Source organism: Pseudooceanicola sp. NS-SX9 (assembly GCF_057380705.1).
Window position 1 is genome coordinate 111,444 of the sequence record NZ_JBXXRN010000005.1, and the last position, 22,757, is coordinate 134,200.

At 65.3% G+C, this 22,757-nt stretch carries 17 protein-coding genes and 1 pseudogene; 12 read left to right on the forward strand and 6 right to left on the reverse strand.

Annotated elements, in window-relative coordinates; translation table 11 throughout:
* Positions 1–84: 84 nt before the first annotated feature.
* From AC2ITM_RS21560 to AC2ITM_RS21580, 5 genes are all read right to left on the reverse strand, one after another.
* Positions 85–1,113 (reverse strand): helix-turn-helix domain-containing protein, encoded by a 1,029-nt coding sequence (locus AC2ITM_RS21560; protein WP_486470443.1) that lies wholly within the window; start codon positions 1,111–1,113, stop codon positions 85–87.
* Positions 1,114–1,296: 183 nt separating this feature from the next.
* On the reverse strand, positions 1,297–2,244 hold the full coding sequence (locus AC2ITM_RS21565; RefSeq protein ID WP_486470444.1) for a ParB/RepB/Spo0J family partition protein: 948 nt from the start codon (positions 2,242–2,244) through the stop codon (positions 1,297–1,299).
* A complete protein-coding gene (locus AC2ITM_RS21570; protein WP_486470445.1) occupies positions 2,244–3,464 on the reverse strand; it encodes an AAA family ATPase in 1,221 nt (406 codons plus the stop codon). Before AC2ITM_RS21570 ends, AC2ITM_RS21565 begins: the two co-directional genes overlap by 1 nt.
* Positions 3,465–3,703: 239 nt before the next feature.
* A complete protein-coding gene (locus AC2ITM_RS21575; RefSeq protein ID WP_486470446.1) occupies positions 3,704–4,162 on the reverse strand; it encodes a GNAT family N-acetyltransferase in 459 nt (152 codons plus the stop codon).
* Between the two features lie 122 nt (positions 4,163–4,284).
* Positions 4,285–5,046 (reverse strand): IclR family transcriptional regulator, encoded by a 762-nt coding sequence (locus AC2ITM_RS21580; protein ID WP_486470447.1) that lies wholly within the window; start codon positions 5,044–5,046, stop codon positions 4,285–4,287.
* Positions 5,047–5,179: 133 nt separating this feature from the next.
* On the opposite strand from AC2ITM_RS21580, the gene AC2ITM_RS21585 reads away from it, so the two are divergent.
* The 4 genes from AC2ITM_RS21585 (at position 5,180) to AC2ITM_RS21600 (ending at position 12,404) form a co-directional block, all read left to right on the forward strand.
* Complete coding sequence (locus tag AC2ITM_RS21585) at positions 5,180–6,625, forward strand: NAD-dependent succinate-semialdehyde dehydrogenase (RefSeq protein WP_486470448.1); 1,446 nt, start codon at positions 5,180–5,182, stop codon at positions 6,623–6,625.
* A gap of 69 nt (positions 6,626–6,694) precedes the next feature.
* On the forward strand, positions 6,695–7,861 hold the full coding sequence (locus AC2ITM_RS21590; RefSeq protein ID WP_486470268.1) for an iron-containing alcohol dehydrogenase: 1,167 nt from the start codon (positions 6,695–6,697) through the stop codon (positions 7,859–7,861).
* 99 nt (positions 7,862–7,960) lie between these two features.
* Positions 7,961–9,328 carry a hypothetical protein gene (locus tag AC2ITM_RS21595; protein ID WP_486470269.1) on the forward strand — a complete coding sequence of 456 codons (1,368 nt, stop codon included), beginning with the start codon at positions 7,961–7,963 and terminating at the stop codon, positions 9,326–9,328.
* A 289-nt stretch (positions 9,329–9,617) separates the two neighbouring features.
* Positions 9,618–12,404: a bifunctional aconitate hydratase 2/2-methylisocitrate dehydratase gene (locus AC2ITM_RS21600; protein ID WP_486470270.1), complete on the forward strand. Its 2,787-nt coding sequence runs from the start codon at positions 9,618–9,620 to the stop codon at positions 12,402–12,404.
* Between the two features lie 769 nt (positions 12,405–13,173).
* Here the strand turns inward: AC2ITM_RS21600 and AC2ITM_RS21605 are convergent.
* The gene (locus tag AC2ITM_RS21605) at positions 13,174–13,854 is read right to left on the reverse strand and encodes a TetR/AcrR family transcriptional regulator (RefSeq protein ID WP_486470271.1); all 681 of its coding nucleotides are present in this window, start codon (positions 13,852–13,854) and stop codon (positions 13,174–13,176) included.
* Positions 13,855–14,045: 191 nt separating this feature from the next.
* On the opposite strand from AC2ITM_RS21605, the gene dctP reads away from it, so the two are divergent.
* The 8 genes and pseudogenes from dctP to AC2ITM_RS21645 all read left to right on the forward strand — a co-directional run bounded on the left by dctP (position 14,046) and on the right by AC2ITM_RS21645 (position 21,937).
* Positions 14,046–15,038: a TRAP transporter substrate-binding protein DctP gene (dctP, locus tag AC2ITM_RS21610; RefSeq protein WP_486470272.1), complete on the forward strand. Its 993-nt coding sequence runs from the start codon at positions 14,046–14,048 to the stop codon at positions 15,036–15,038.
* A 66-nt stretch (positions 15,039–15,104) separates the two neighbouring features.
* Entirely contained in the window at positions 15,105–15,620 is a 516-nt protein-coding gene (locus AC2ITM_RS21615) for a TRAP transporter small permease (RefSeq protein WP_486470273.1), read from the forward strand.
* Positions 15,613–16,908, forward strand: coding sequence for a TRAP transporter large permease (locus AC2ITM_RS21620; RefSeq protein WP_486470274.1), 1,296 nt, complete (start codon positions 15,613–15,615; stop codon positions 16,906–16,908). The genes AC2ITM_RS21615 and AC2ITM_RS21620 overlap by 8 nt, the downstream gene beginning before the upstream one ends.
* 24 nt (positions 16,909–16,932) lie before the next feature.
* Positions 16,933–17,865: an alpha/beta hydrolase gene (locus AC2ITM_RS21625; protein WP_486470275.1), complete on the forward strand. Its 933-nt coding sequence runs from the start codon at positions 16,933–16,935 to the stop codon at positions 17,863–17,865.
* Positions 17,866–17,876: 11 nt separating this feature from the next.
* On the forward strand, positions 17,877–18,104 hold the full coding sequence (locus tag AC2ITM_RS21630; RefSeq protein ID WP_486470276.1) for a DUF3237 family protein: 228 nt from the start codon (positions 17,877–17,879) through the stop codon (positions 18,102–18,104).
* On the forward strand, positions 18,053–18,232 hold the full coding sequence (locus AC2ITM_RS21635) for a DUF3237 family protein (RefSeq protein WP_486470277.1): 180 nt from the start codon (positions 18,053–18,055) through the stop codon (positions 18,230–18,232). Before AC2ITM_RS21630 ends, AC2ITM_RS21635 begins: the two co-directional genes overlap by 52 nt.
* 104 nt (positions 18,233–18,336) lie before the next feature.
* A pseudogene (locus tag AC2ITM_RS21640) lies at positions 18,337–19,735 on the forward strand (IS256 family transposase).
* A 954-nt stretch (positions 19,736–20,689) separates the two neighbouring features.
* Complete coding sequence (locus AC2ITM_RS21645; RefSeq protein WP_486470278.1) at positions 20,690–21,937, forward strand: LysR substrate-binding domain-containing protein; 1,248 nt, start codon at positions 20,690–20,692, stop codon at positions 21,935–21,937.
* Positions 21,938–22,757: the final 820 nt, after the last annotated feature.

Sequence of the window (22,757 nt, forward strand, 5' to 3'; positions counted from 1 at the left end):
TTAGACGCATTCCCGGGCAGCAGTTTCGATCCGCAAAGCTCGTCATGCGCGATTTATGACCGCGGACATAATCTATGACCGCGGTCATAAACGCGCTGAACCCTGGACGGCGAGCTTCAGAAGATAGCCGTTTGGATTGTTGATCCGGTCCAGACGCCCCGCGATCTGGTCCACCAGCCTCAACAAGGCAATTGGTGGTATATTTTGCAGCGCACGGCGCAAGCTGTCCTGCCTTATTCCCAAGAAAGAAGAAAATTCCTGAAGCCGTCGCATTGCATCCGGCAAAGAGCGTGGGGGGCTTGGGTAAAAGCTGGCAATTTCGGTCATCTGGGGCCAAAGGCGGTGGAGGTCGGATATGGGATCTATAAATTCTTTTCCTTGAGTCTCAGAGTGCCGGTCATCCTGTCCGGCATTGGCGGCTGAACTGTCCGGCTGCGGGGCAGGGCTGGGATCGAGCACCCGGCTCAGTTCGGCTTCGGCGGCCTGCATCTCGGTCAGGGTGGTGGCCGTGCGGCGCAGAAGGTTGCGCAGCCGGCGGTGCAGATCCTCGATGTCCGCGGGCAGGGCACCCAGACGTTCCTGCAGGCTGCGCCGGTGTGCCGACAATGCCGCCGAAAGACGCGATCGCAGGGCCTCTCGGGTTCGAGCCTGCGCCTCGGCCGCGTCTTTCAGTGACAAAAGCTCGGCATGGCGCAGGAACAGCGGACGCAGGTCGATGCCATAGGCTTCGATGACCTCGCCGCCGGGGCCGCGCACGGGATAGCGACGGCCATTGCCGCTGAAGCGCCGCTGGACAAAGCCCAGTTCCTCAAGCCGGGCTTCGCCGCGCCGGAACCGACGTTCATCCATGCAGTTGGCGCGCTGCAGCATGGTGCCCGTGACCTGCGCATAAGAGATCAGCAGCTGATCGGCACGCACCGGGCCCTTGGTCAGCACGCCCAGATGGGCCGCCAGAACCGCGATTTCGCGTTCGCCCAGGCCGGTCTGGCGGGCCGTGTCCTTCACCAGCTGAAGGACTTCCCAGCGATCCAGGATGAAATGGCCGGGCCGTGGGGCCGGAGACAACAGCCTTCCGTCCCCGGGCAGAAAATCTGCCGGAGTGATGTGCTTCATATCGTATCAGACGGCAAAGAATTCCCGTTCACCGAACTTCGGTGTTGAACGCAGGCGCTGATCCGGCTATCAGGAAGTTGCTACACAACGTGACGGCCCTTCAGAGCTTCGGCTTTGGGGGGTCTTCTTTTTGCCTTCCTGTCTGCTCCCTCGGTTAGGTGTTGGTGCCGCGGTTGTCCGCGATCAGTCGGTTTTGGTGTCGTAATCCCGCAGCAGGGCCGGCAGCCTTGCTTCCAGGAAATCCAGCAGCCCCTCGGGGGTGTCGCGGCCGGCGCGCAGCGTCAGGGCCTTGCCCCGGCGCGCGGCGCTGATGCCATGGGGCAGGGCCAGCGCCTCGGGTTTGGTGGCCACGGGGCGGGGGGCCTTGGGGGCGCGGCGCTCCATCAGGGCGGCCAGCGCATCGAAACGCTCGACGCTGTCGGGCAGGGCAGGGACCTCGGCCGAGAGGGCCAGGGTATCGGTGCCGCTGTCGGTGACCAGGCGGGCCAGCCGTTCCCACTTGCGCCGTCCGACGCCACGGGCTGGGCCGATCGCCAGGACCAGGGCCTCGCCCAGGGCGGTGTAGATCGTCTTCATCCGGCTGATCATCGTCTGATCGACGCCCAGGAATTTCTCGACCTGAACCTGGGTAAAGCCGCTTTCCAGCGCCGACAGGATCGTCCGCGCCCGCTCGATGAACGAGGTTTCCAGCCGGGCGTTGTTTTCCACGCCCTGGGCGATGAAGGCCTCTTCATCGCTCATCCGGCGCACGAAGGCCTGGATCTGGTCACGCCCGATCTCACGGGTGGCCTGCAGGCGGCGGCGGCCGGTGACGATCTCGAAGCGGTCGCTGTCGGGCTTGGGGCGCACCAGGATCGGGATCTGCTGGCCTTCCTCGGCCAGGCTGCGCTTCAGCGTCTCCAGGTCCTCGCTGATGTCGATCCGGTCGCGGATCGGCGAGGGGTCGATCAGATCGACCGGCAGCATCCGGTACATCCGCGTTTCGGCGGCGGCACTTTGCTGGGCGGTGTCAAGGCTGGCGGCGCCCTTGACGAACATCGGTGCGCGACGGGGGCGGCGGCCGCTGTCCTCGGGGGGTTCGCTGCCGCTGCCGGGTTGCGCGGGGAAGGCGGTGCGGGGTTTGCGCGCCATCAGTCATCCTCCCGTTCGAAGGGGGTGCGGCCCCAGGATCGCATGATCTCTGCGTCGACCTCGTCGGTGATACCCGAGAGGCTCTCGAAGATGCGGTCATAGGTCTTGCGGTGGAAGCCGGAGGGGTCGATTTCCAGCAGCGGGTTCATCGTGTTGCCGGCATCCGCGATGGCGGTCGAGCTGACGAAATCATGCTTCAGCATCGCGTCGCGCAGATGGGTGCGCAGGAAGGACGACAACTGCAGCTGCGCCGGATCGGATGCGGAATAGCGGGTCAGCACGAAGCGGATGAAGTCATAACGCTTGTCCTGGTGCTGCTCGACCACCTCCATGGTGCCAGCGGCAAGTTCCAGGAACTTGGCCAGCGACACCACATCCAGCATGCCCGCCGACAGCGGGATCAGCATGCCGCGTGCGGCATAGACCGCGGCGATCACGGCAAAGCTCATGTGGGGGGGGGTGTCGAACAGGACCAGGTCGTAATATTCGTCGACCTGCTCCAGCGCATCGGCGATGCGGCGGTGGAACGGCGTGCCCCCATCCCCCGCCCGGAAGCTGGCCGAGGTCTCGAATTCGAATTCGGTCATCGACATAGAGCCCGGGACGATATCGATGTTTGGCACGTAAGTGGCTTGAATCGCTTCGGTAATCGGCAGGGGCACGGCGCCCGTACGCGGATCCTCGTAGCGCAGCACATCGTAGATCGAGGGCAGCTCGTCGACATCCGCCTGAATGTCGAACATGTCCGAGAAGCTGGCCTGTGGGTCCAGGTCGATGACCAGGATCCGGTAGCCACGCAGCGCCAGGAACTGCGCCAGGTTGGCCGAAAGCGAGGTCTTCGAAACCCCGCCCTTCAGGTTGTAGACCACCAGCCGCGCCTGGGCATCGCCGGGCATCCGGCGCGGGTAGCGGTCCAGACCGATCTTGCCCTCGGCTTTCAGCACCTGGAGGATCTGGTTCACCTCTTCGGCGGTGAACATCTTGCGATTGCCGGTTTCCAGCGTCCCCGCCGGCATCCCGGGGAGCGTGTTCAGATACTGCCGAAGCGAGTTGTACTTGACCCGCAGCGCATGAGACACTTCGCGGACCGAGAAGCTGCGCAGCGGCTTGTCGGACTTACGCTTGTCCGGCGAATGCAAAAGCTCGCGCTGCTGAATCAGCGCGTTGTCGATGATTTCGCTGAAGCGCATCAGCTGCTCGGAAGCCAGTAGGTCCGCCACGCGTCTTGCCTCGTGCCCGTTGTTTTGTTTTCTCGTTTATATCGGCGATTCTACAGAAATCCAGAATTTACTGACATGATGCTGCATGGTTGAGATATCCATGCAGGCCTGATCAGTGATTTTCATTTAAAATCAGTGCTTTGGGAAATTCCTTTGCGGCATCTTTGTCGATCACCAAGGGGCTGAGTCAGGTCATCCGGCGGGGCAGGGGGCAGACTCATTGCGACTCGGTCCGGGACTCAGTCTCCGGGGGCGGGCAGGGGGCGGGCCAGCATCCGTCGCCCGGCATCGTGAAATCCCAGGCGTCGGCCCAGGCGGTCCAGCTCGGCCGGATGGCCGGTGCCGGGGCCCAGCATCAGCACCATTTCGGCGGCACCCCGGCCCCGGGCCCAGTCCAGCGCCGCCTCTGCCAGTCGCAGCGACCAGCCGCGCCCCCGGCAGGCCGGTGCGACGTAGAGATCTCCGAGCACAGCCGTGCAGCCCTGCTGCACCCCGAAGCTGAGCGTCACCCAGGCAAAGCCTGTCATCACCCCGCGCGAGGCCACCAGAAAGACCCCGGCCCGCGGATCGGCCATCAGCCCATGCAGGTTTCGCCCGATGGCCGCAGGCGTCATCGTCAGGCCCGCCTCCTGAAACCAGGCGCGGTAAAGAGCGGCCAGCGCATCGTGGTCGCGTGGGGTGGCCTGACGCAGGATCATGCCCCTGCCTAGACGCGGCCCCTACCGAAGGCAAACCTGCGCGCCATCCGACCCAGGGCCACGCGTGGCGCATGGTGAAAAAACGGCAATGGCGCCCGGCGTGGCCCGAAACGGCGGCGTCTCTAGGCCTGGCAGTGCAGCGACAGGGCACGGGCGATTTCCGTGGCGATCACGCCCAGCTCGGCCTGAGTCTCGGGGCGGGCCTCGGCGCTGGTCATCGAGATCGCGATACCCGCGACCGGCCAGCCGTCGGGCCGCAGGATGGGCGCGCCGATGCAGACCATGCCCTCGCGGATCTCGCCGTCGTCGAGTGCATATCCCTGCTGGCGCCAGCGTTCGGCGGCGGTGTCGAAACTGGGCAGGTCGGGGACACTGCTGGCGGTAAAGGGCGGATGCCAGGGGCCGGCCAGGCGGGCATGGCGATCCTGTTGCGACATGCATGACAGCATCGCCTTGCCGGTGGCGGAATAGACCGCAGGCAGCCGCATGCCGATCTGGAAGGTAAAGCCCAGTGGCCGGTCCGAGTTGCGGCAGGCCAGGTAGACCACCTGGTCTTTTTCCAGTGCGGAAAGCGTAACCGTGTAATGGGCCAGCCGCCCGTCCTTGGCCAGGATCCGCTGGAATTCCGACACCAGGGACGAGCGGCTCAGATAGGCGCCGCTCCAGCGCAGGCAATGCGCGGTCAGGCTGTAGCCCGCCGGTTCGGCATGCAGCACGCCTGCTTCGGTCAGGGTCTCGCACAGGCCATAGACCGAGCTTTTCGGGACGTTCAGATCGCGGGCCAGCTCCGACACGCCAAGGGGCACCGGGCTGGCGGCCAGCCGGTCCAAAATCTGCACCGCGCGCTCGGCCGCGGGGGCGCGTCTCTTCGGGGTCTCGGTCATCGAAAAGCCTTACAGGACATCACGGAAGGTTGACAAGTCCGGGACCTGTCGGCATATCGTTTCATATACAGAACGTTGTTCCATATGTGGAACGATTGGATGTCATCTTCAAGACCAAGTCAAGAGGCCCGCCGTGATCCAGCTGAACGATCCCTCTCTGTTGAAAGATGCCTGCCTTGTCGATGGGCAATGGGTGCAGGCGGCATCGGGGGCCGTCATCGCGGTGACGAACCCCGCTGATGGTACGGTGGTGGGCAACGTGCCCTCTCTGGCGCCCGAGGAAATCCCTGCCGTGATCGCGGCCGCGCAGCGCGCGCAGGCCGACTGGGCCGCCTGGACCGCCAAGGAGCGCGCCGCCGTGCTGCGCAAGTGGTTCGAGCTGATGGTCGCCAATACCGATGACCTGGGCCTGATCATGACGCTGGAACAGGGCAAGCCCCTGGCCGAGGCCAAGGGCGAGATCGGCTATGCCGCCTCGTTCATCGAATGGTTCGCGGAAGAGGCCAAGCGCGTCTATGGCGACACCATCCCCGCCCCCAAGCGCGACCAGCGCATCACCGTGCTGCGCCAGCCGATCGGCGTGACCGCCGCCATCACGCCGTGGAACTTCCCCGCTGCGATGATCACCCGCAAGGCGGCGCCGGCGCTGGCGGCGGGCTGCGCGATGATCGTGCGCCCGGCGGATCTGACGCCGCTGACGGCGCTGGCGCTTGGCGTGCTGGCGGAACGCGCCGGGATCCCGGCGGGCGTGCTGCAGATCGTGACGGGGCCTGCCTCGAAGATCGGGCGGGTGCTGACCGACAGCGATGTGGTGCGCAAGCTCTCGTTCACCGGCTCGACCGAGGTGGGCCGCCTGCTGATGGCGCAATGCGCCGACACCATCAAGAAGGTCAGCCTTGAGCTGGGCGGCAACGCGCCCTTCATCGTCTTTGACGACGCCGATCTGGACAAGGCGGTCGAGGGGGCGATGGCCTCGAAATACCGCAATGCCGGTCAGACCTGCGTCTGTGCCAACCGCATCCTGGTGCAACGTGGCGTCTATGATGCCTTCGCCGCGAAGCTGGCCGAAAAGGTCGCGGCGCTGAAGGTCGGCCCCGGCACCGAAGCAGGCACCGACATCGGTCCGCTGATCGAGGAAAAGGCCCTGACCAAGGTCGAAACCCACATCGCCGATGCCGTCCACAAGGGCGCGACGCTGCTGCAGGGGGGCGCGCGTCTGGGCGGTCTGTTCCTGGAACCCGCCATCCTGACCGGCGTCACCCCCGACATGAAGGTCGCGACCGAGGAAACCTTCGGCCCCCTGGCGCCGCTCTTCGCCTTCGACACCGAGGAAGAGGCCATCGCCATGGCCAATGACACGATCTTTGGTCTGGCGGCCTATTTCTACACCCGCGACCACGGTCGGATGGTCCGTGTCTCGGAGGCGCTGGAATACGGCATGGTCGGCCACAACACCGGCCTCATCTCGAACGAGGTCGCGCCCTTCGGGGGCGTCAAGCAATCCGGCCTCGGCCGGGAAGGGTCGAAATACGGCATCGAGGACTACCTCGAGATGAAATACATCTGCAGCGCCGTCTGACCCTTATTCCGGCGCGGCCTGCTGCCCCCTTCGGCGGGCCGCGCCCCTTTCTCCCAAAGGACAAGATCAATGACTGATGGTATCAAGCCGTTCTCCTTCGACACGCCCGGATCCATGCTGGTGGAATGGGGTGGCGCGAAGCGGCTGGGCGAACTGCTGTCTGGCTGGTTCCCCGAACGGAACCTGCTGATCGTGACCGACAAGTTCCTGCATGAAAACGGTCTGCTGGAACCGGCCAAGGCTTCGCTTCAGGCGCATGGCTTCACGGTCAGCGTCTTCGACGACGTGGTGGCCGACCCGCCCGAGGCCGTGCTGATGTCCTGCGTCGAAAAGGCTCGTGCCGCCGGCGCCGATATCGTGATGGGTCTGGGCGGCGGCTCGTCGATGGACATTGCCAAGCTGGTCGCGGTGATGCTGGTCTCGGAACAGCCCCTGTCCGAGCTTTACGGCATCGGCAAGGTTCAGGGCGGCCGCACGCCGCTGGTGCAGGTGCCGACCACCGCGGGCACCGGATCCGAGGTGACCAACATCACCATCCTGACCACCGGCGAGACCACCAAGATGGGCATCGTCTCGCATCAGCTTTACGCCGACCGGGTGCTGCTGGATGCGGAACTGACCGTCGGCCTGCCGGCCGTGCAGACCGCCGCCACCGGCATCGACGCCATGGTCCACGCGATCGAGGCCTTCACCGGCCAGCACAAGAAGAACCTGATGTCCGACGTCTTCGCCCGCGAGGCGCTGCGTCTGATGACGGCGAACCTGATCACCGCCTGCCAGGACGGCACCAACCGTGCCGCGCGCGAGGCAATGCTGCTGGGCGCCAACCTGGCGGGGCAGGCGTTCTCGAACAGCCCCGTGGGCGCGGTGCACGCGCTGGCCTATCCGCTGGGCGGCCATTACCACCTGCCGCACGGGCTGACCAACGCGCTGATGCTGGGCCCGGTCCTGCGCTACAACATGACGGCGGCTGCCGATCTTTACGCGCAGCTGGCCGATGTGGTCATCGGCCCCTCGGAGGAAGGCACCCAGGCGCGCTCGGCCAATTTCGTGAACTTCATGCAGGACCTGATGGACCGCTCCGGCGCGCCGCTGAAGCTGCGTGATGTCAACGTCCCCGAGGCCGACCTGCCGATGCTGGCGCGCGACGCCATGCTGCAGACGCGGCTGCTGGTCAACAACCCCGTCGAAGTGACGGAAGCGGACGCTCTCGCGCTTTACCGCGAGGCCTACTGACGCCCTCGTCTGGCGCCCCGACGTACCGCAGGTGGGGCGCCAGACATAAAACACCAAGCCCCGGGAGGGTGGGGCACTGCGCATACGCGAGGAGACACCTTGAGACTGCAACGTATTGACGGGCAGGAAACGCCCTATTGGCCGGCGGGCCCGTTCAAGATCCGCCTGCCGTTCCTGCATTACCGGTTCGAATGGCCGGACTACTTCCAGGGGCTGCTGATGTGCGCGGTCGATCTGGCGGCGATCCCGCTGATGGTCGAACTGCTGCACATGCCCTTCGAGGTGGCGCTGGCGGTGGTGATGATGAACGGCATCCTCTACCTGTCGCACCACCTGCTGGGCGACCCGGTGGTGCCCGGCTGGATCACCCCGGCCATTCCGCTGCTGATGGCCTATTGCGCGGCCTTCCCCGAAGGACCCGAGCGCGTCCATGCGCTGATCGCCTTCCAGTTGCTGTTGGGGCTGTTCTCGATCTTCATCGGGGTCTCGGGGCTGGCGCACCGGGTGGTGCAGCTGATCCCGCAGGCGATCAAGTCGGGGATCATCATCGGCGCCGGTATCGCGGCCGTGATCTCGGTCTTCAAGGTCGGCGGGCGCTTCGACAGCTTCCCCTTCACCATCACCATCGCCGTGGGCATCGCCTTCTACGTGATCTTCTCGCGCCATTTCGCGCAGCTGAAGGCGCGCAGCCGGGTCTTCGGGATGATCGGCAAGTTCGGCATCTTCCCCATCGTGGCGCTGGCCATCGTCGTCGCGCCGATCTTCCACGAAGCCCCCTGGCCGAAGATCGAATGGGGCTTCTCGAAGCCCGATTTCGTGACGCTGTGGAAGGACTACACCGTCTTCGGCCTGGGTCTGCCGCCGTTGCACATGTTCATCAGCGCCATCCCGACGGTGCTGGCGGCCTATATCGTGCTGTTCGGTGACGTGCTGCAGTCGAAGGCGATCCTGGACGAGGCCGACCAGGAACGCCCGGATGAGATCGTGCATTACAATCCCGACCGGGCTCACATGATCTTTGGCGCGCGCAACTCGATCATGTCGATCATGGGGCCGGACGTGGCGATGTGTGGTCCGCTCTGGGCGGCAATGCATGTGGTCATCGTCGAGCGCTTCACGCAAGGCCGCAAGACGATGGATTCGCTCTTTGGCGGGGCGGGGTCGTTCCGCTGGGGCACCAACACCGGCCTGCTGCTGATGCCGATCGTGACGCTGGTGCAGCCGATCCTGGGCATCGCCCTGGCGCTGACGCTGCTGATCCAGGGCTATGTCTCGGTGCGCATCGGGGTGATGGAGGCACGCTCGCAGCGCGATCTGGGCATCGCCGGGATCATCGCCGCCGTGCTGGCGACCCGTGGCGCCGCCTGGGCCTTTGCGGTGGGCGTGGTGCTGTGCCTGCTGGTCTACGGCCGCGACTTCTTCCGGGGCGAGACCGACCGCACCTTCGTCAAGGACCAGGACGCGTAAGCGCCGGTGCCACGACGAATCCACGGGGGCCTTCGGGCCCCCGTTTGCTTTTTCGGGGGCGGTGATGCCAAGTTGATGCGGTTTTTCGTTGACGGGGCGGGGATGGATCGGTCGTCTTGCCTTGACGAAAAAGGCGGCCGGGTCAGGGCTCTGGGCGGGATCTGCTGCAACGTCCTCTTGCCGCCGGGCCGCAAGAAGTATACTTATGTATGCAAATCACTTCCTGCTGCCCATAAATCCTTTTGGAACAGCAACTTAACCGATGCAACCTTGAATCGCAGGGATCGTCATGAGCTTGTACAGCGACTACCTAACCGAAATCGAAACGCGGAAAGCCGAGGGGCTGCATCCCAAGCCCATCGAAGACGGCGCGCTGGTCGCCGAACTGATCGCGCAGATCGAGGACGCGGGCAATGCCTACCGCAAGGACTCGCTTGAGTTCTTCATCTACAACACCCTGCCCGGCACCACCTCGGCCGCAGGCGTGAAGGCGGCGTTCCTGAAAAAGATCATCCTGGGCGAAAGCGTTGTCCCGGAAATCACCCCCGCCTTTGCCTTCGAACTGCTGTCGCACATGAAGGGAGGCCCCTCGGTCGAGGTACTGCTGGACCTGGCGCTTGGCGATGATGCGGGCATTGCGGCGGCGGCCGCCGACGTGCTGAAGACCCAGGTCTTCCTGTATGACGCCGACATGGCCCGCCTGAAGGACGCCTATGAGGCCGGCAATGCCGTCGCCAAGGACGTTCTGGAAAGCTATGCCAAGGCCGAATTCTTCACCAAGCTTCCCGAAGTCGAGGAAGAGGTGAAGATCGTCACCTATATCGCCGCCGAAGGCGACATCTCGACCGACCTTCTGAGCCCCGGCAACCAGGCGCACTCGCGTTCGGACCGTGAACTGCACGGCAAGTGCATGATCACCCCCGAAGCCCAGGCCGAGATCGAGGCCCTGAAGGCCAAGCACCCCGATGCCCGCGTCATGCTGATCGCGGAAAAGGGCACCATGGGCGTGGGTTCGTCCCGCATGTCTGGCGTGAACAACGTCGCGCTGTGGACCGGCAAGAAAGCCAGCCCTTACGTTCCCTTCGTGAACATCGCCCCGGTCGTCGCCGGCACCAACGGCATCTCGCCGATCTTCCTGACCACCGTGGGCGTGACCGGCGGCATCGGTCTGGACCTGAAGAACTGGGTCAAGAAGGTCGATGAAGACGGCAAGGTGATGCTGAACAACGACGGCAACCCGATCCTCGAGCAGAAATACTCGGTCGAGACCGGCACCGTTCTGATCATCAACACCAAGGACAAGGCGCTCTATAGCGAGTCCGGCGAGAAACTGGCCGATGTGGCCTCTGCCTTCACCCCCCAGAAGGTCGAGTTCATGAAGGCCGGCGGCTCCTATGCCGTGGTCTTCGGCAAGAAGCTGCAGACCTTCGCCGCTGAAACCCTGGGCGTCGAGGCCCCCGTCGTCTTCGCCCCCTCGAAAGAGGTCAGCATCGAAGGCCAGGGCCTGACCGCCGTTGAAAAGATCTTCAACCGCAATGCCGTGGGCGTCACCCCGGGCAAGGTGCTGCACGCAGGCTCTGACGTGCGCGTGAAGGTCAATATCGTGGGTTCGCAGGACACCACCGGCCTGATGACCGCGCAGGAACTGGAAGCCATGGCCGCCACCGTGATCTCTCCGATCGTGGACGGTGCCTATCAGTCGGGCTGCCACACCGCGTCGGTCTGGGACAAGAAGGCCCAGGCGAACATTCCGAAGCTCATGTCCTTCATGAACAACTTCGGCCTGATCACCGCGCGCGACCCGAAACATGTCTATCACTCGATGACCGACGTGATCCACAAGGTGCTGAACGACATCACCGTCAGCGACTGGGACATCATCGTGGGCGGCGACAGCCACACCCGCATGTCCAAGGGCGTTGCCTTCGGTGCGGACTCGGGCACCGTTGCCCTGGCGCTGGCCACCGGCGAAGCCACCATGCCGATCCCCGCATCGGTCAAGGTGACCTTCAAGGGCCAGATGAAGGACTACATGGACTTCCGTGACGTGGTCCACGCCACCCAGGCACAGATGCTGCAACAGCACGGCGACAACGTCTTCCAGGGCCGCGTCATCGAAGTGCACATCGGCACCCTGCTGGCCGACCAGGCCTTCACCTTCACCGACTGGACTGCGGAAATGAAGGCCAAGGCCTCGATCTGCATCTCCAACGATGACACGCTGATCGGGTCGCTGGAACTGGCCAAGGCCCGCATCCAGGTGATGATCGACAAGGGTATGGACAACGAGGCCGGCACGCTGGCGGGTCTGATCGCCAAGGCCGACAAGCGCATCGCGGAAATCACCTCGGGCGAGAAACCCGCGCTGACCCCCGATGACAACGCCAAGTACTTTGCCGAGGTTGTCGTCGACCTGGACCTGATCGACGAGCCGATGATCGCCGACCCCGATGTCAACAACGCCGATCCCTCGCGTCGTTACACCCACGACACCATCCGCCCGATTTCCTACTACGGGTCGGAAAAGAAGGTGGACCTGGGCTTTGTCGGCTCCTGCATGGTGCACAAGGGTGACATGAAGATCGTCGCGCAGATGCTGAAGAACCTCGAGGCCGAAACCGGCAAGGTCGAGTTCAAGGCACCCCTCGTCGTCGCCGCCCCCACCTACAACATCATCGACGAGCTGAAGGCCGAAGGCGACTGGGAGATCCTCCAGAAGTACTCGGGCTTCGAATTCGACGACATGATGCCCAAGGCCAAGGCCCGCACCGAGTACGAGAACATCCTCTACCTCGAACGTCCCGGCTGCAACCTGTGCATGGGCAACCAGGAAAAGGCCGAGAAGGGCGATACCGTCCTTGCGACCTCGACCCGGCTGTTCCAGGGCCGCGTGGTGGAAGACACCGCCGAGAAGAAGGGTGAATCGCTGCTGGCCTCGACCCCGGTCGTGGTGCTGTCCGCGATCCTGGGCCGTACCCCCAGCACCGAGGAATACAAGGCCGCGGTCAAGGGCATCGACCTGACCAAGTTCGCGCCGCCGATCGACAAGACCGCGGGCCGTTCGGTCCACTTCTGATTGGCGATGGGCCGGGGCAATCCCGGCCGGTCACCGGCAAGAGCAATCGAAGGGGCAGGGCCGCAAGGTTCTGCCCCTTTACCGTTTGTGCTGCCGCCCAGACCGCTGGCTGATGTTGTCCGGTCGGCGGCCCGAAGCGGCTTCAGGATTTTCCTGCGCGACACCCGGTTTGGTCCCGACGTGGAAGCGGCCGGTGGCTGGTCGCGACCGCCAGCCACGAAAGCCAAGCGAGGACCCGGCCAAAGCCCGCCAAATCGTCCCTTCGGCAGATCGGGGCCTGAGGCCCCATGACAATCGACGGCGCGGGGGGATGCGCGCCCGAAAGCATGGTGGCGCCGAAGGCCGCCCTGGCGCGTGTCGCAGGCGGCGCAGGGCCCGTGATCGGGTGGCGGCATGGTGCGTCTGGCCTGACCGGCAGGACCCGCGGCTGTCATCCGGTCAGAAGCCCGCAAGGGGGGCGGTGGAAGGTCAGCGGGGGCCGGACGACCCGATCTTTACCCGGCGACCTGGCCCAGACGTCCCAAAGGCCCGCCTTTGCCGTCTCGGGGCGGGGGAGGCGCTGGCCCGGCTCGCCGGCCGTCCGCGCGATGCGGGCAGAGGCCTCGAACCGGCGCCCGGTCGTGAGGGCCGGTCACGCGCGGCAACTGTGCGGCGGGGTTGGCCTCGGCGATCATGGGGCAGGGCGTTGGGGCATTTTGCGGTGTCGGCGCCAGCGGCCGGGTCGTGCTGCGCAGTTGTCCTTATGGCCGTCCGCACGGCAAGGGGCGGGTCAGGGCTGGCGGGCGGCGTAGCTGCAGGCGACATCGCCTACCAGTCGGCGCCGAAAGGCGATCTCGGCGGGATCCGACAGGTCGATGCCCAACGAGATGCCGGTCGACAGCTGGTTCGAGACCCCGTGGAACGCCACGGCAATGATCGCGAAGTAAAGATCCAGCACCCGCAGGTCCGCCCGCATGCTGCCCTCGTCCACACCGCGCTGCCAGATCTCCTGAAGCGAGGTCAGGTTGGTGGCGGACTGCAGCGGCACGAAATCCGACAGCCGGATGGTCTGGCAATCATCGAGGTTCTCGGCCATCACCAGGCGCACGAAATCCTCGTTGGCATGGAAGTTTTCGAAGGCGTTGACGGCATAATCGCGCAGCGCCTCCATCGCGGTGGCGCGCCCGGCCATGGCCGAGTTGCGATGGCCGACACGCAGGTACGCGGCCTCGAGCACCGCGCGATACAGCCCCCGCTTCGAGCCGAAGTGATAGTAGATCATCCGTTTCGACGTGGCCGAGGCTGCCGCGATCTCGTTCACCGATGCGCCGTCGACGCCGTGCCGCACGAAGGCGCGCGTTGCCACGGCGATGATGTCGGCCCGCGTGGCCTGGGTCAGGGCCGCTGTGTCCTGGTCCTGCTTCAGCTTGCGCCGCCCCGAGCGCTTGCGCCCGCCATCTTCGTCCGTCATCGCCGGTCCTCCCTGGATCTGACTTGCACCACGTCCGGCAGGGACGGAAGGGAAAAATGGGACTTTACACAAATGAACCACATGGTACATAAAAGAAGAGAGGCGGCCGGACAAGGCCTGCGGTCCGGTCACGAGGAGGGTGGCCGCCGCGGCCCGGCCGCTGCGACGAATGCGCCATCAGGGAGGATGACATGCGCTTTCTCAGGACATTACTGGCTTGCAGCGCCGCGTTGACGGTGCTGGCGGCGGCCCAGCCGGGCCTGGCGGCGGACAAGAAGGTCAAGCTGATCTATTCCGACACCGTGCCCGAAAACGACATCCGCACCACCACGCTGCGCGACAGTTTCGGCGCCTGCCTGGGGGACGGGTTCGAGCTGAAGGACTATCACGGCGCGACGCTGTTCAAGCAGGGCACCGAGCTGACGGCGATGCAGCGCGGCAACCTCGACATGGCCAGCCTGGCGATCTTCGATTTCTACAATCAGGTGCCCTCGACGACGATCCTGGGCACGCCCTTCCTGTTCCGCGACTATGCGCATATGCGGGCGGTCTACGACAGCGACGTGCTGGATGACATGCTGGCCGAGATCGAGACCAAGGCGAAGGTCAAGATCCTGGCCTTTCCCTATATCGGTGCGCGCCACCTGGGGTATCGCGGCGACCACGAGATCATGACCCCGGCGGATCTGAAGGGGGTCAAGCTGCGGATGCCGCCGGGCGAGGGCTGGCAGTTCGTCGGAACGTCCATGGGAGCGACCCCGGTGCCGATCCCCTTCGCCGAAACCTATACCGCGCTGCAGACCGGGGCGATCGACGGCCAGGACAATGCCTTTCCGGCGGTCCATGCGATGAAATTCGACGAGATCATCAACCATATCGCCAAGACCGCCCATCTGATCGCCGCGAACGAGCTGTCGATCTCGATGTCGAAATGGAACACGCTGAGCGCTGATCAACAGACCCTGGTGCAGGATTGTGCACACCAGTTCCAGGCGACGCTGGACAAGATCATCCTGCAGCAGGAAGCCGAATACGAGGCCGCCTTCCGCAAGGAGGGGATCGATGTCTACACCCCCGACAATGCCGCCTTCCGCCAGCATGTGCTAGAGGTCTACCGGGCCTCGAAATATGCCAAGGACTGGCCGCCGGGACTGATCGACAAGATCACCGCCATCGGCCAGTAAGCGCCCCCTCCCGGCCGGGCGGCACGGTCTGCCACCCGGTCCGGGCCCTCCGTCCGGAGACATTCCATGAGACATCTTCCCGTGCTCCTGCGCCGGGCAGCGGCCCTGCCGTCGCATCTTTCCGCGCTGCTGTTCGGCAGCATGTTCGCGGTCTTCATCCTGCAGATCGTCTTTCGCTACGCGCTTGACCTGCCGGTGGGCTGGACCGTCGAATGGGTCACCGTCGCGTGGCTCTGGGGGATCCTGCTGGCGGCGGCCTTCGTGATCCCGACCGACAACATGATCCGCCTCGACATCCTCTATGCGCTGCTGCCCGGGCGCGCGCAGCGGGGCCTGGATGTGGTGGCGGGGCTGGTGACGGCGGCGATCTTCGCCTGGACCCTGCCCAGGGCCTGGGACTACGTCAGCTTCATGGGGGTCGAACGGACCGCCTATCTGCGGCTGCCGTTCTCCTGGGTCTTCGCCATCTACCTGCCGTTCCACATTGCCATGATCGTGCGGATGCTGCGACTGGCCTGGAACGGGCTGCGTCGCCCCGCGACCCTTTCCGTTTCCCATCCCGAGACCCAGGACCATGACTGATCCCTTCCCGCTTTCGATGATCCTTATCGTCGCGCTCTCGGTTGCCGGCATCCCGGTGGGCCTGGCGATGATGAGCGGCTCTTTCCTGTATCTGATCCTGTCGGGTGCCGACCCCTCGATCGCCTCCGAGCAGCTGCTGCAGGGCCTCTACAACGGCTATACCCTGCTGGCGATCCCGCTGTTCATCCTGGCCGCCGACCTGATGAACATCGGCAGCCTGGCCGACCGGCTGCTGCGTTTCTGCCAGGCGCTGGTGGGCCGCTTCCGTGGCGGGCTGGGCCATGTCAATGTCTTCAGCTCGGTCATCTTTTCGGGGATGTCGGGCTCGGCTGTGGCGGATGCGGTGGGGATGGGCAAGATCATCATCACCATGATGACCCGGGACGGCAAATATCCGGCCAGCTATGCGGCCGCGATCACCGCCGCCACCGCCACCATCGGCCCGATCATCCCGCCCTCGATCCCGATGGTCCTCTATGCGCTGGTTTCGGACCAGTCGGTGGGCTACCTGTTTGCCGCCGGGCTGGCGCCTGGGTTGCTGATGGCGGCCGTCATGGCCTTCATGAACTGGGTGATGGCGCGCCGCCGGGGCTTCCCCGTGGACGAGGCCGTGCCGCTGCGCGAACTGCCAAAGATCACCTGGCAGGCGCTGCCCGCCCTGATGCTGCCGGTGATCCTGCTGGGCGGCATCTACGGCGGCATCGTCACCCCGACCGAGGCCGCCGCCGTCGCTGCTGCCTATGCGCTGGTGGTATCGGTGCTGCTTTACCGTTCGGTCACGCTGCGCGCCTTCTGGGAGACGCTGACCTCGGGGGCGCGCTCGGCCGGGTCGATCGGGGTGCTGATCGGCGGCTCGCTGACCTTCAACTACGTCATCACCCGCGAGGACGTGCCGAATGCGCTGGCCGGGCTTTTGCAGGCCATGGACCTGTCGCAGGCCGGCTTCCTGATTGCGGTGAACGTGCTGATCCTGCTTCTGGGCTGCATCCTGGATGGCGGTGCGATCCTGCTGATCGTGGTGCCGATCCTGGTGCCTGCGGTGCAGGCCATGGGCATCGACCTGGTGCATTTCGGCGTCATCGTGGTGGTCAACGCCATGCTGGGGCTGATCACGCCGCCCTACGGGATGCTGCTGTTCATCACCGCCTCGATCACCCGCCAGCCGATGGGCGCCATCGTGCGCGACATCTGGCCCTTCATCGTCGCGCTGCTGGTGGCGCTTGGCATCATCACCTTCGTGCCGGACTTCGTCCTCTTCCTGCCCCGCCTGCTGGGCTACCAGGGCTGACCGCCCCCCCCGGAGACCTATGTCATGATCAATCCCCAGATCGAAACCTTCCTTGCCAAATGGAACGACAGCTGGGCCGTGCTGCCCGAAGGCGCACCGGTCACCGACCGCCGGCTGCTCTTTGAATACATCGCCGAGGCGATGCGGCTGCCGCAGCCTGCGGGGCTGAGCGTCTCGACCGCCTTCGTGCCGCATGCGGGGCGCAACGTGCTGCTGCGGATCGAGCGCGCGGCCGGGGCGGGGGCCCAGCCCTGCCTGATCTACATGCATGGCGGCGCCTGGATGCAGGGCAGTCCGATGACCCATGCCGACATCACCGCCCGGATCGCCGCGGGCAACGGCCAGACGGTGATCAGCGTCGATTATGCGCTGGCCCCCGAACATCCCTTTCCCACTGCGATCCACGAGGTCGCGGCGGTGGCCCGCTGGGTCAGGTCCCGGGCGGCCGAGCTGGACATTGATCCCGACCGCATCGCCATCGGCGGCGACAGTGCCGGGGCCAACCTGGCCGCCGCCGCCTGCCTGGCGCTGCGTGACACGCCCGAAGCCCCGATGGCGCAGCTGCTGGTCTATCCCTGCGTTCACTTCGAGATGTCCTTCCCCTCCTACCGTGAAAACGCCGAAGGGCCGCTGATCCGCACCGCCGGGATGGAGCGGACCAACCTGATGTACTGCGGCAGCGCCGAAAACCTGACGCATCCGCTGGCCGCGCCCCTGCATGCCGAAAGCCATGCCGGCCTGCCGCCCGCCTTCATCGCCGTGGCCGAACACGACCCGCTGCGCGACGATGGGCATGCCTATGCCGCCAAGCTGCGGGACGCGGGCGTTCCGGTCGCCTTCGACGAGGGGCGGGGGCTGATCCACGGCTATCTGCGCGCGATGGACTATTGCGAGGATGCCCGTGCCAGCCTGGACCGGATGATCGCCTGGCTGGCGCACCGCTACGCGGCAGCCTGAGCCCCTTGCCCGTGCCAGAACATGTCTTCACAATCGATGTCAGGATTGCCGCGCCCCGCAGCAACGGACCGGGCATCAATGGCGAACGCAAGCCTATCGAGATCACCGGCGGCCACGTCCATGGCCCCCGGCTGACGGGACGGGTGTTGTCGGGGGATCGGACTGGCTGTGGCCGCGCCACAACGGCGTGGCCGAGGTCTCGGCGCATTATTCCCTGGGGACAGAGGACGGCACGCTGATCTACCTGCGCAACCGTGGGCTGCGGATCGCCACCCCCGAAGTCCGCGCGGCGCTGATCGCCGGAAGGCCGGTGGATCCGGCCGCGCTCTACTTTCGCGCGGCGCCGGTCTTTGATGACCTTCGTTAATGTCCGAAGAGCTGGTGTCATTTCGATGCCGCTGACGGTGTGATCCCGGGTGGCGATCGAGGTGTAGGGTTGAGGCTTCACCCCCAAGCCATACGGAGACCCCGATGACCAAGACCATCATGGACCTGCCCGAGCTGCTGTCCAGGCACGATCAGGGTGACGTCCTGCGCATGATCACCGCGGCTGTGCCGCAACTGATCATGGAGCCCGGTGTCGAGGGCCTCGAGCCACTGCCCGGCAGCGGTATTTCCGCAGGAAATATCCCGAGAGGGGGTGCCGGGCGTCATGAGCGCAGCGGCGAACGCACGACCTGGCGGAACGGCTACCGCGATCGCACCCCCGATACCCGTCTTGGCACATTGAACCTGCGGGTGCCGAAGCTGCGGCAGGGCAGCGACTTTCCGGGCTTCCCCGAGGCCCGGAAGACGTCAGAGCAAGCCTTGGTCGCTGTCATCCAGAAAGCATGGATCGGAGGCATCTCGCCCCGGCGCATCGACGATCTGGTGCAGGCGATGGGGCTCAGTGGCATCTCGAAGAGCACCGTTTCGAAGCTGTGCCAGGACATAGACGAGCGCGCCGGCAAGGTCCTGAACCGCCCGCTCACCGGAGACTGGCCCTATGTCTGGCCCGACGCCACCTACCTGAAGGTTCGTCAGGACGGGCGCGTCGCCATCGTTGCTCGAACCGATGGCGCAATCGACGGCGACTGCCCGTCGCGGCCATAATCGACGTCGCAGTGAACACGGAAGGGGCGGCGCGAGATCATCGGCCCCTCGGAAGCCTGCGCGGGAAAAACAGTCTCCCAGACTGTTTTCCGATCCCGCTTACCTTTCCAGAGCGAGCTTCTGCGCTCCCTGAAGGCCCGGGGGCTCGGAGGCGTCCGGCTGGTGATCAGTGACGCGCATACCGGCCTCGGGGCGGCCATCTCGCGGGTATTCGAGGCCACATGGCAAAGGTGTCGCGTTCCTTGGATGCGCAATGCCTTGGCACATGTCTCGCGCGCTCAGCACGACTGTCGTCGTCGCACTCGCCATTGCCCTCGGACCGATGGCGGCCAATGGCTCGTTCCGCCGGGCCTGCGATCAGCCCGATCGCTCCCATGCCGGCCAGACCTGGGGCAAGGTGGCAGAACAACTCCGCCCGCGGTGGCCCAAGCTGGCCGATCTCATGGACGCCAGCGCGCATGATGTCCTGGTCCACATGTCGTTTCCTCGTCAGCACCGGACGAAGCTGCACCCGAACAACCCAATAGAAAGGCTGACCAAAAAGGTGAAGCGCCGCGCCGATGTCGTGGGGGTCGTCGGGCAAACAGCGCCCCACGCTGGCTGCTGATCCTCCTCACTCCCCAACGAGGCTGCAATCATGCGCCTGATCGGCGCAGTTCTCTTCGAACAGAATGACGAGTGGCAGACGGCAAGTCGCGACATGATGGTCGAGGCCTTCGCCCAGATCGACAAGGAGGAGCTCGACCTCATTCTCAGCATCACACCGAAAGTCGCCTGATCATGCCCTCAGGCCATCCAGGAAATGTCACCAGCTTGACGGACGGGACCGCCGTGGGGCACAACCCCTGAAAACCGTTCCCCTTTCACCCCCGCGCCATATGCTGTCGGGCCGCAGGATGCAGGATCAGTGACGGCCGTGACCGCCCGGATCCGGCTCCGGGCCCAGTCCAGGAAGGGGCGGGCAATTGCGACATGGCCTGATCTGGCACCGCGCCCGCCTCCCGCAGCGGGATGAAACCACCAGGAGGTGCGATCGGTCGCGGCGCCGCCTGCCATTCCATCGCCCTCCCATCATCCGGCCAGCGGCGATCCCTGGCGGACGACGCTGCCAAAGGGAACACCTGCCCGACGCGCGCCCCTCGCCATGGCGAAGACGTCGGCGCGGATCATGTGGGGGGGCAGGGCCGCCACATCCGCCGCTCCGGTCGTCCCACAGCCTGCCCAAGGCATCCGGCCACCGGGTCCCCCCCTCCGTCCAGGCCCTCGCCTGCTCATTTTCTTGTTCCAAATACCTCGGGGGTACGGGGGCAGAGCCCCCGTTCGGGCCAAGGGCCCGACCCGGCCCGATCTCGCCCAGGATGCCCGTCCCGCACGCACGCCCCGCAACCCGCCCCGCAGCCCTCCGCCAGGCCCGGGCGCATCGGCGGGCCGGAGGTACAGGCCTGTGAACACATTCCAGTGATCCCCGATGCGCTTCGACTGCGTCTTTCAGATGGCATCGGTCTCGCGGAATCGCCACGCGAAATTACAACCTTATGATACCGCGATCAAAAACCACATTTACATGAAACTTCCCGAATGTCTTTGGGCCGCCTTTCGAAAAATCGGAACAGACCGGGGAGAAGAACTTATGGATCGCTCCACGCATTCGATTTGCCCGCTCCGGCCGCTGCGATACGCTCCTCCCCGGAGGATCGGCATCCGTGCCGTTACATGAGGGGAGGAGGAGAACATGGGATATTGTCCTGACGTTCCCAATTTGCGTCACCTGCGCATGGTACAGGTGATCGGCCGGCGCGGCGGGGTCAGTTGCGCCTCGCGCGAACTCAGCACATCGCAGCCGGCCGTCACCCAGGCCGTGACAAACCTGGAGGCCGAGCTCGGCACGCCGATCTTCGAACGCCACGCCACCGGCACCTATCCCACCGATCTGGGCCGGCGCTTCCTGCTGCGGGTCGACCGCTTCTTCGAGATCCTCGAGGCGGCAGTCAACACCGTGATGGGCCAGCACGACAGTTCCGGCTGCCGCAGCCTGCCGCAGGTCGAACGGCTGATCACCGGCACGCAGATGCGCTCGATGGTGGTGACGGCCGAACCCGCCCGCCTCAGCGCCACCGCCCACGAGACGGGGCTGTCGAAGGCCTCGCTGATCCGCTCGGCGCGCTCGCTGGAACGCTCGCTCGGCAAGGCGCTCTTCGACCGCTCCGCCAGCGGCCCCATCCCCAATCGCATGGGATCGATGCTGGTGCGCGAATTCCGCCGCGCCATCCGCGAGATCGAGCTGGCGCGGGGCGAGATCTCGCTGGAACTGGGGGGCGGCGATCTGGAGATCTCGGTCGGGGCGTTGCCGATGTCGGGCTCGCTGGAGCTGGCCGAGACCATCCACCGCTTCCGCGAGACCTTTGCGCAGGTGAAGGTGCGGATCGTGACGGGGGATTACCACGGGCTGCTGGACGATCTGGGCAATTCGCGCATCGACATCATGTTCGGGCTTCTCCAGCGCCCCGAATGGGTGACCGACGTGATCGAAGAGACGATGTTCACCGACAGCTACTGCGTCGCCATGCGCCCCGCGCATCCGCTGTCGGACGCCGGCGAACTGACACCGGACCAGCTGGTCGACTACGACTGGATCGCGCCCGCCCGCGGCACGCCGCGCCGCACCCGGATCGAGGCCCTTTTCGGCGATGCGCCGCGCCGGCCCCAGTTCAACGTCGAGACCAGTTCCCTGACCACCTCCCGGGCGCTGCTGCTGCAATCGGACATGATCACGGTGATGACCGTCAGCGAGGCGCATATGGATGCCTCTCTGGGCACCATCACCTGCCTGCCCTGCCGGGACCTGACCCATGTCACCCGCAAGGGCGTGACGCTGCGCAGCGACTGGCTGCCGACCCCCAGCCACGCGCATTTCCTGGATTGCCTGCGCGAAGTCACCTCGGGGCGCAGCCACCGCGAGGCGCTGCGGCTGGCCTGCTAGGGTCTGAACCCATCAACCGCATTCCCTGGCCGTTCTGCCCATGCTTCACTTGCCTCATCAGAGGTGACTCTGGCGCGTCTTGATCTGGCCGACTGCGAATGGAAACCGATCCGGCCGCTTCTGCCCACCGAGCCGCGCAGCGTGGGACTGCTGGACGATCCAACGGTCTCTTCCGAGGGCCGAGGACCGGGTCGCCTTTGCGCGATCTGGCTGAATGCGCCAGCCCGCGCACCGCCGTTTGCAACCGCTGCGCAAAAGCCGGATTTCTGGTGCAGAAATTTGATTTTATTTCATAATAAATATCCGACAGAATGCAGGTCACCGACAGTTGGATCATCCGCGTTCACCAGCAGGCAGCCTCGGGCAAAGCTGCGGCGAGGATCACGCCATCGGCCGTGCCCGTGGCGAACCGGGCCCCAAGCGCAACGCCATGCTTGCTCATTGCGGCCTGCCGGTGGCGATCACACCATCGCCGGGGCCGGCCCTGGACAAGGCTGCAGTCGCCGATTTGCTGGCAGCGCATCCCGCACCCGGCGACGTCGAGGCAAACCGTGGACAGGCGCCCGGGGCATCCTTGAGCGGACACCGTACATGGCTGGCGGGGGCATGTCCCCACGCAGCCGCGAGCGGGAGGTCCAGCGATCCTTCGATCCCGCGATTTATCGCCCGCGCAACCTCTTCATTCGTTTCTTAATTATATCAATCACTTCCGAAATATCGCGGCAGGCTACGAGAAAACTGCCCGAAACGACCTTGCCGCCGGCCTCCTCGCTTCCTCTCGACGATGGGCCAGGTTTTACAGTCCGCTTCACTGGCCACC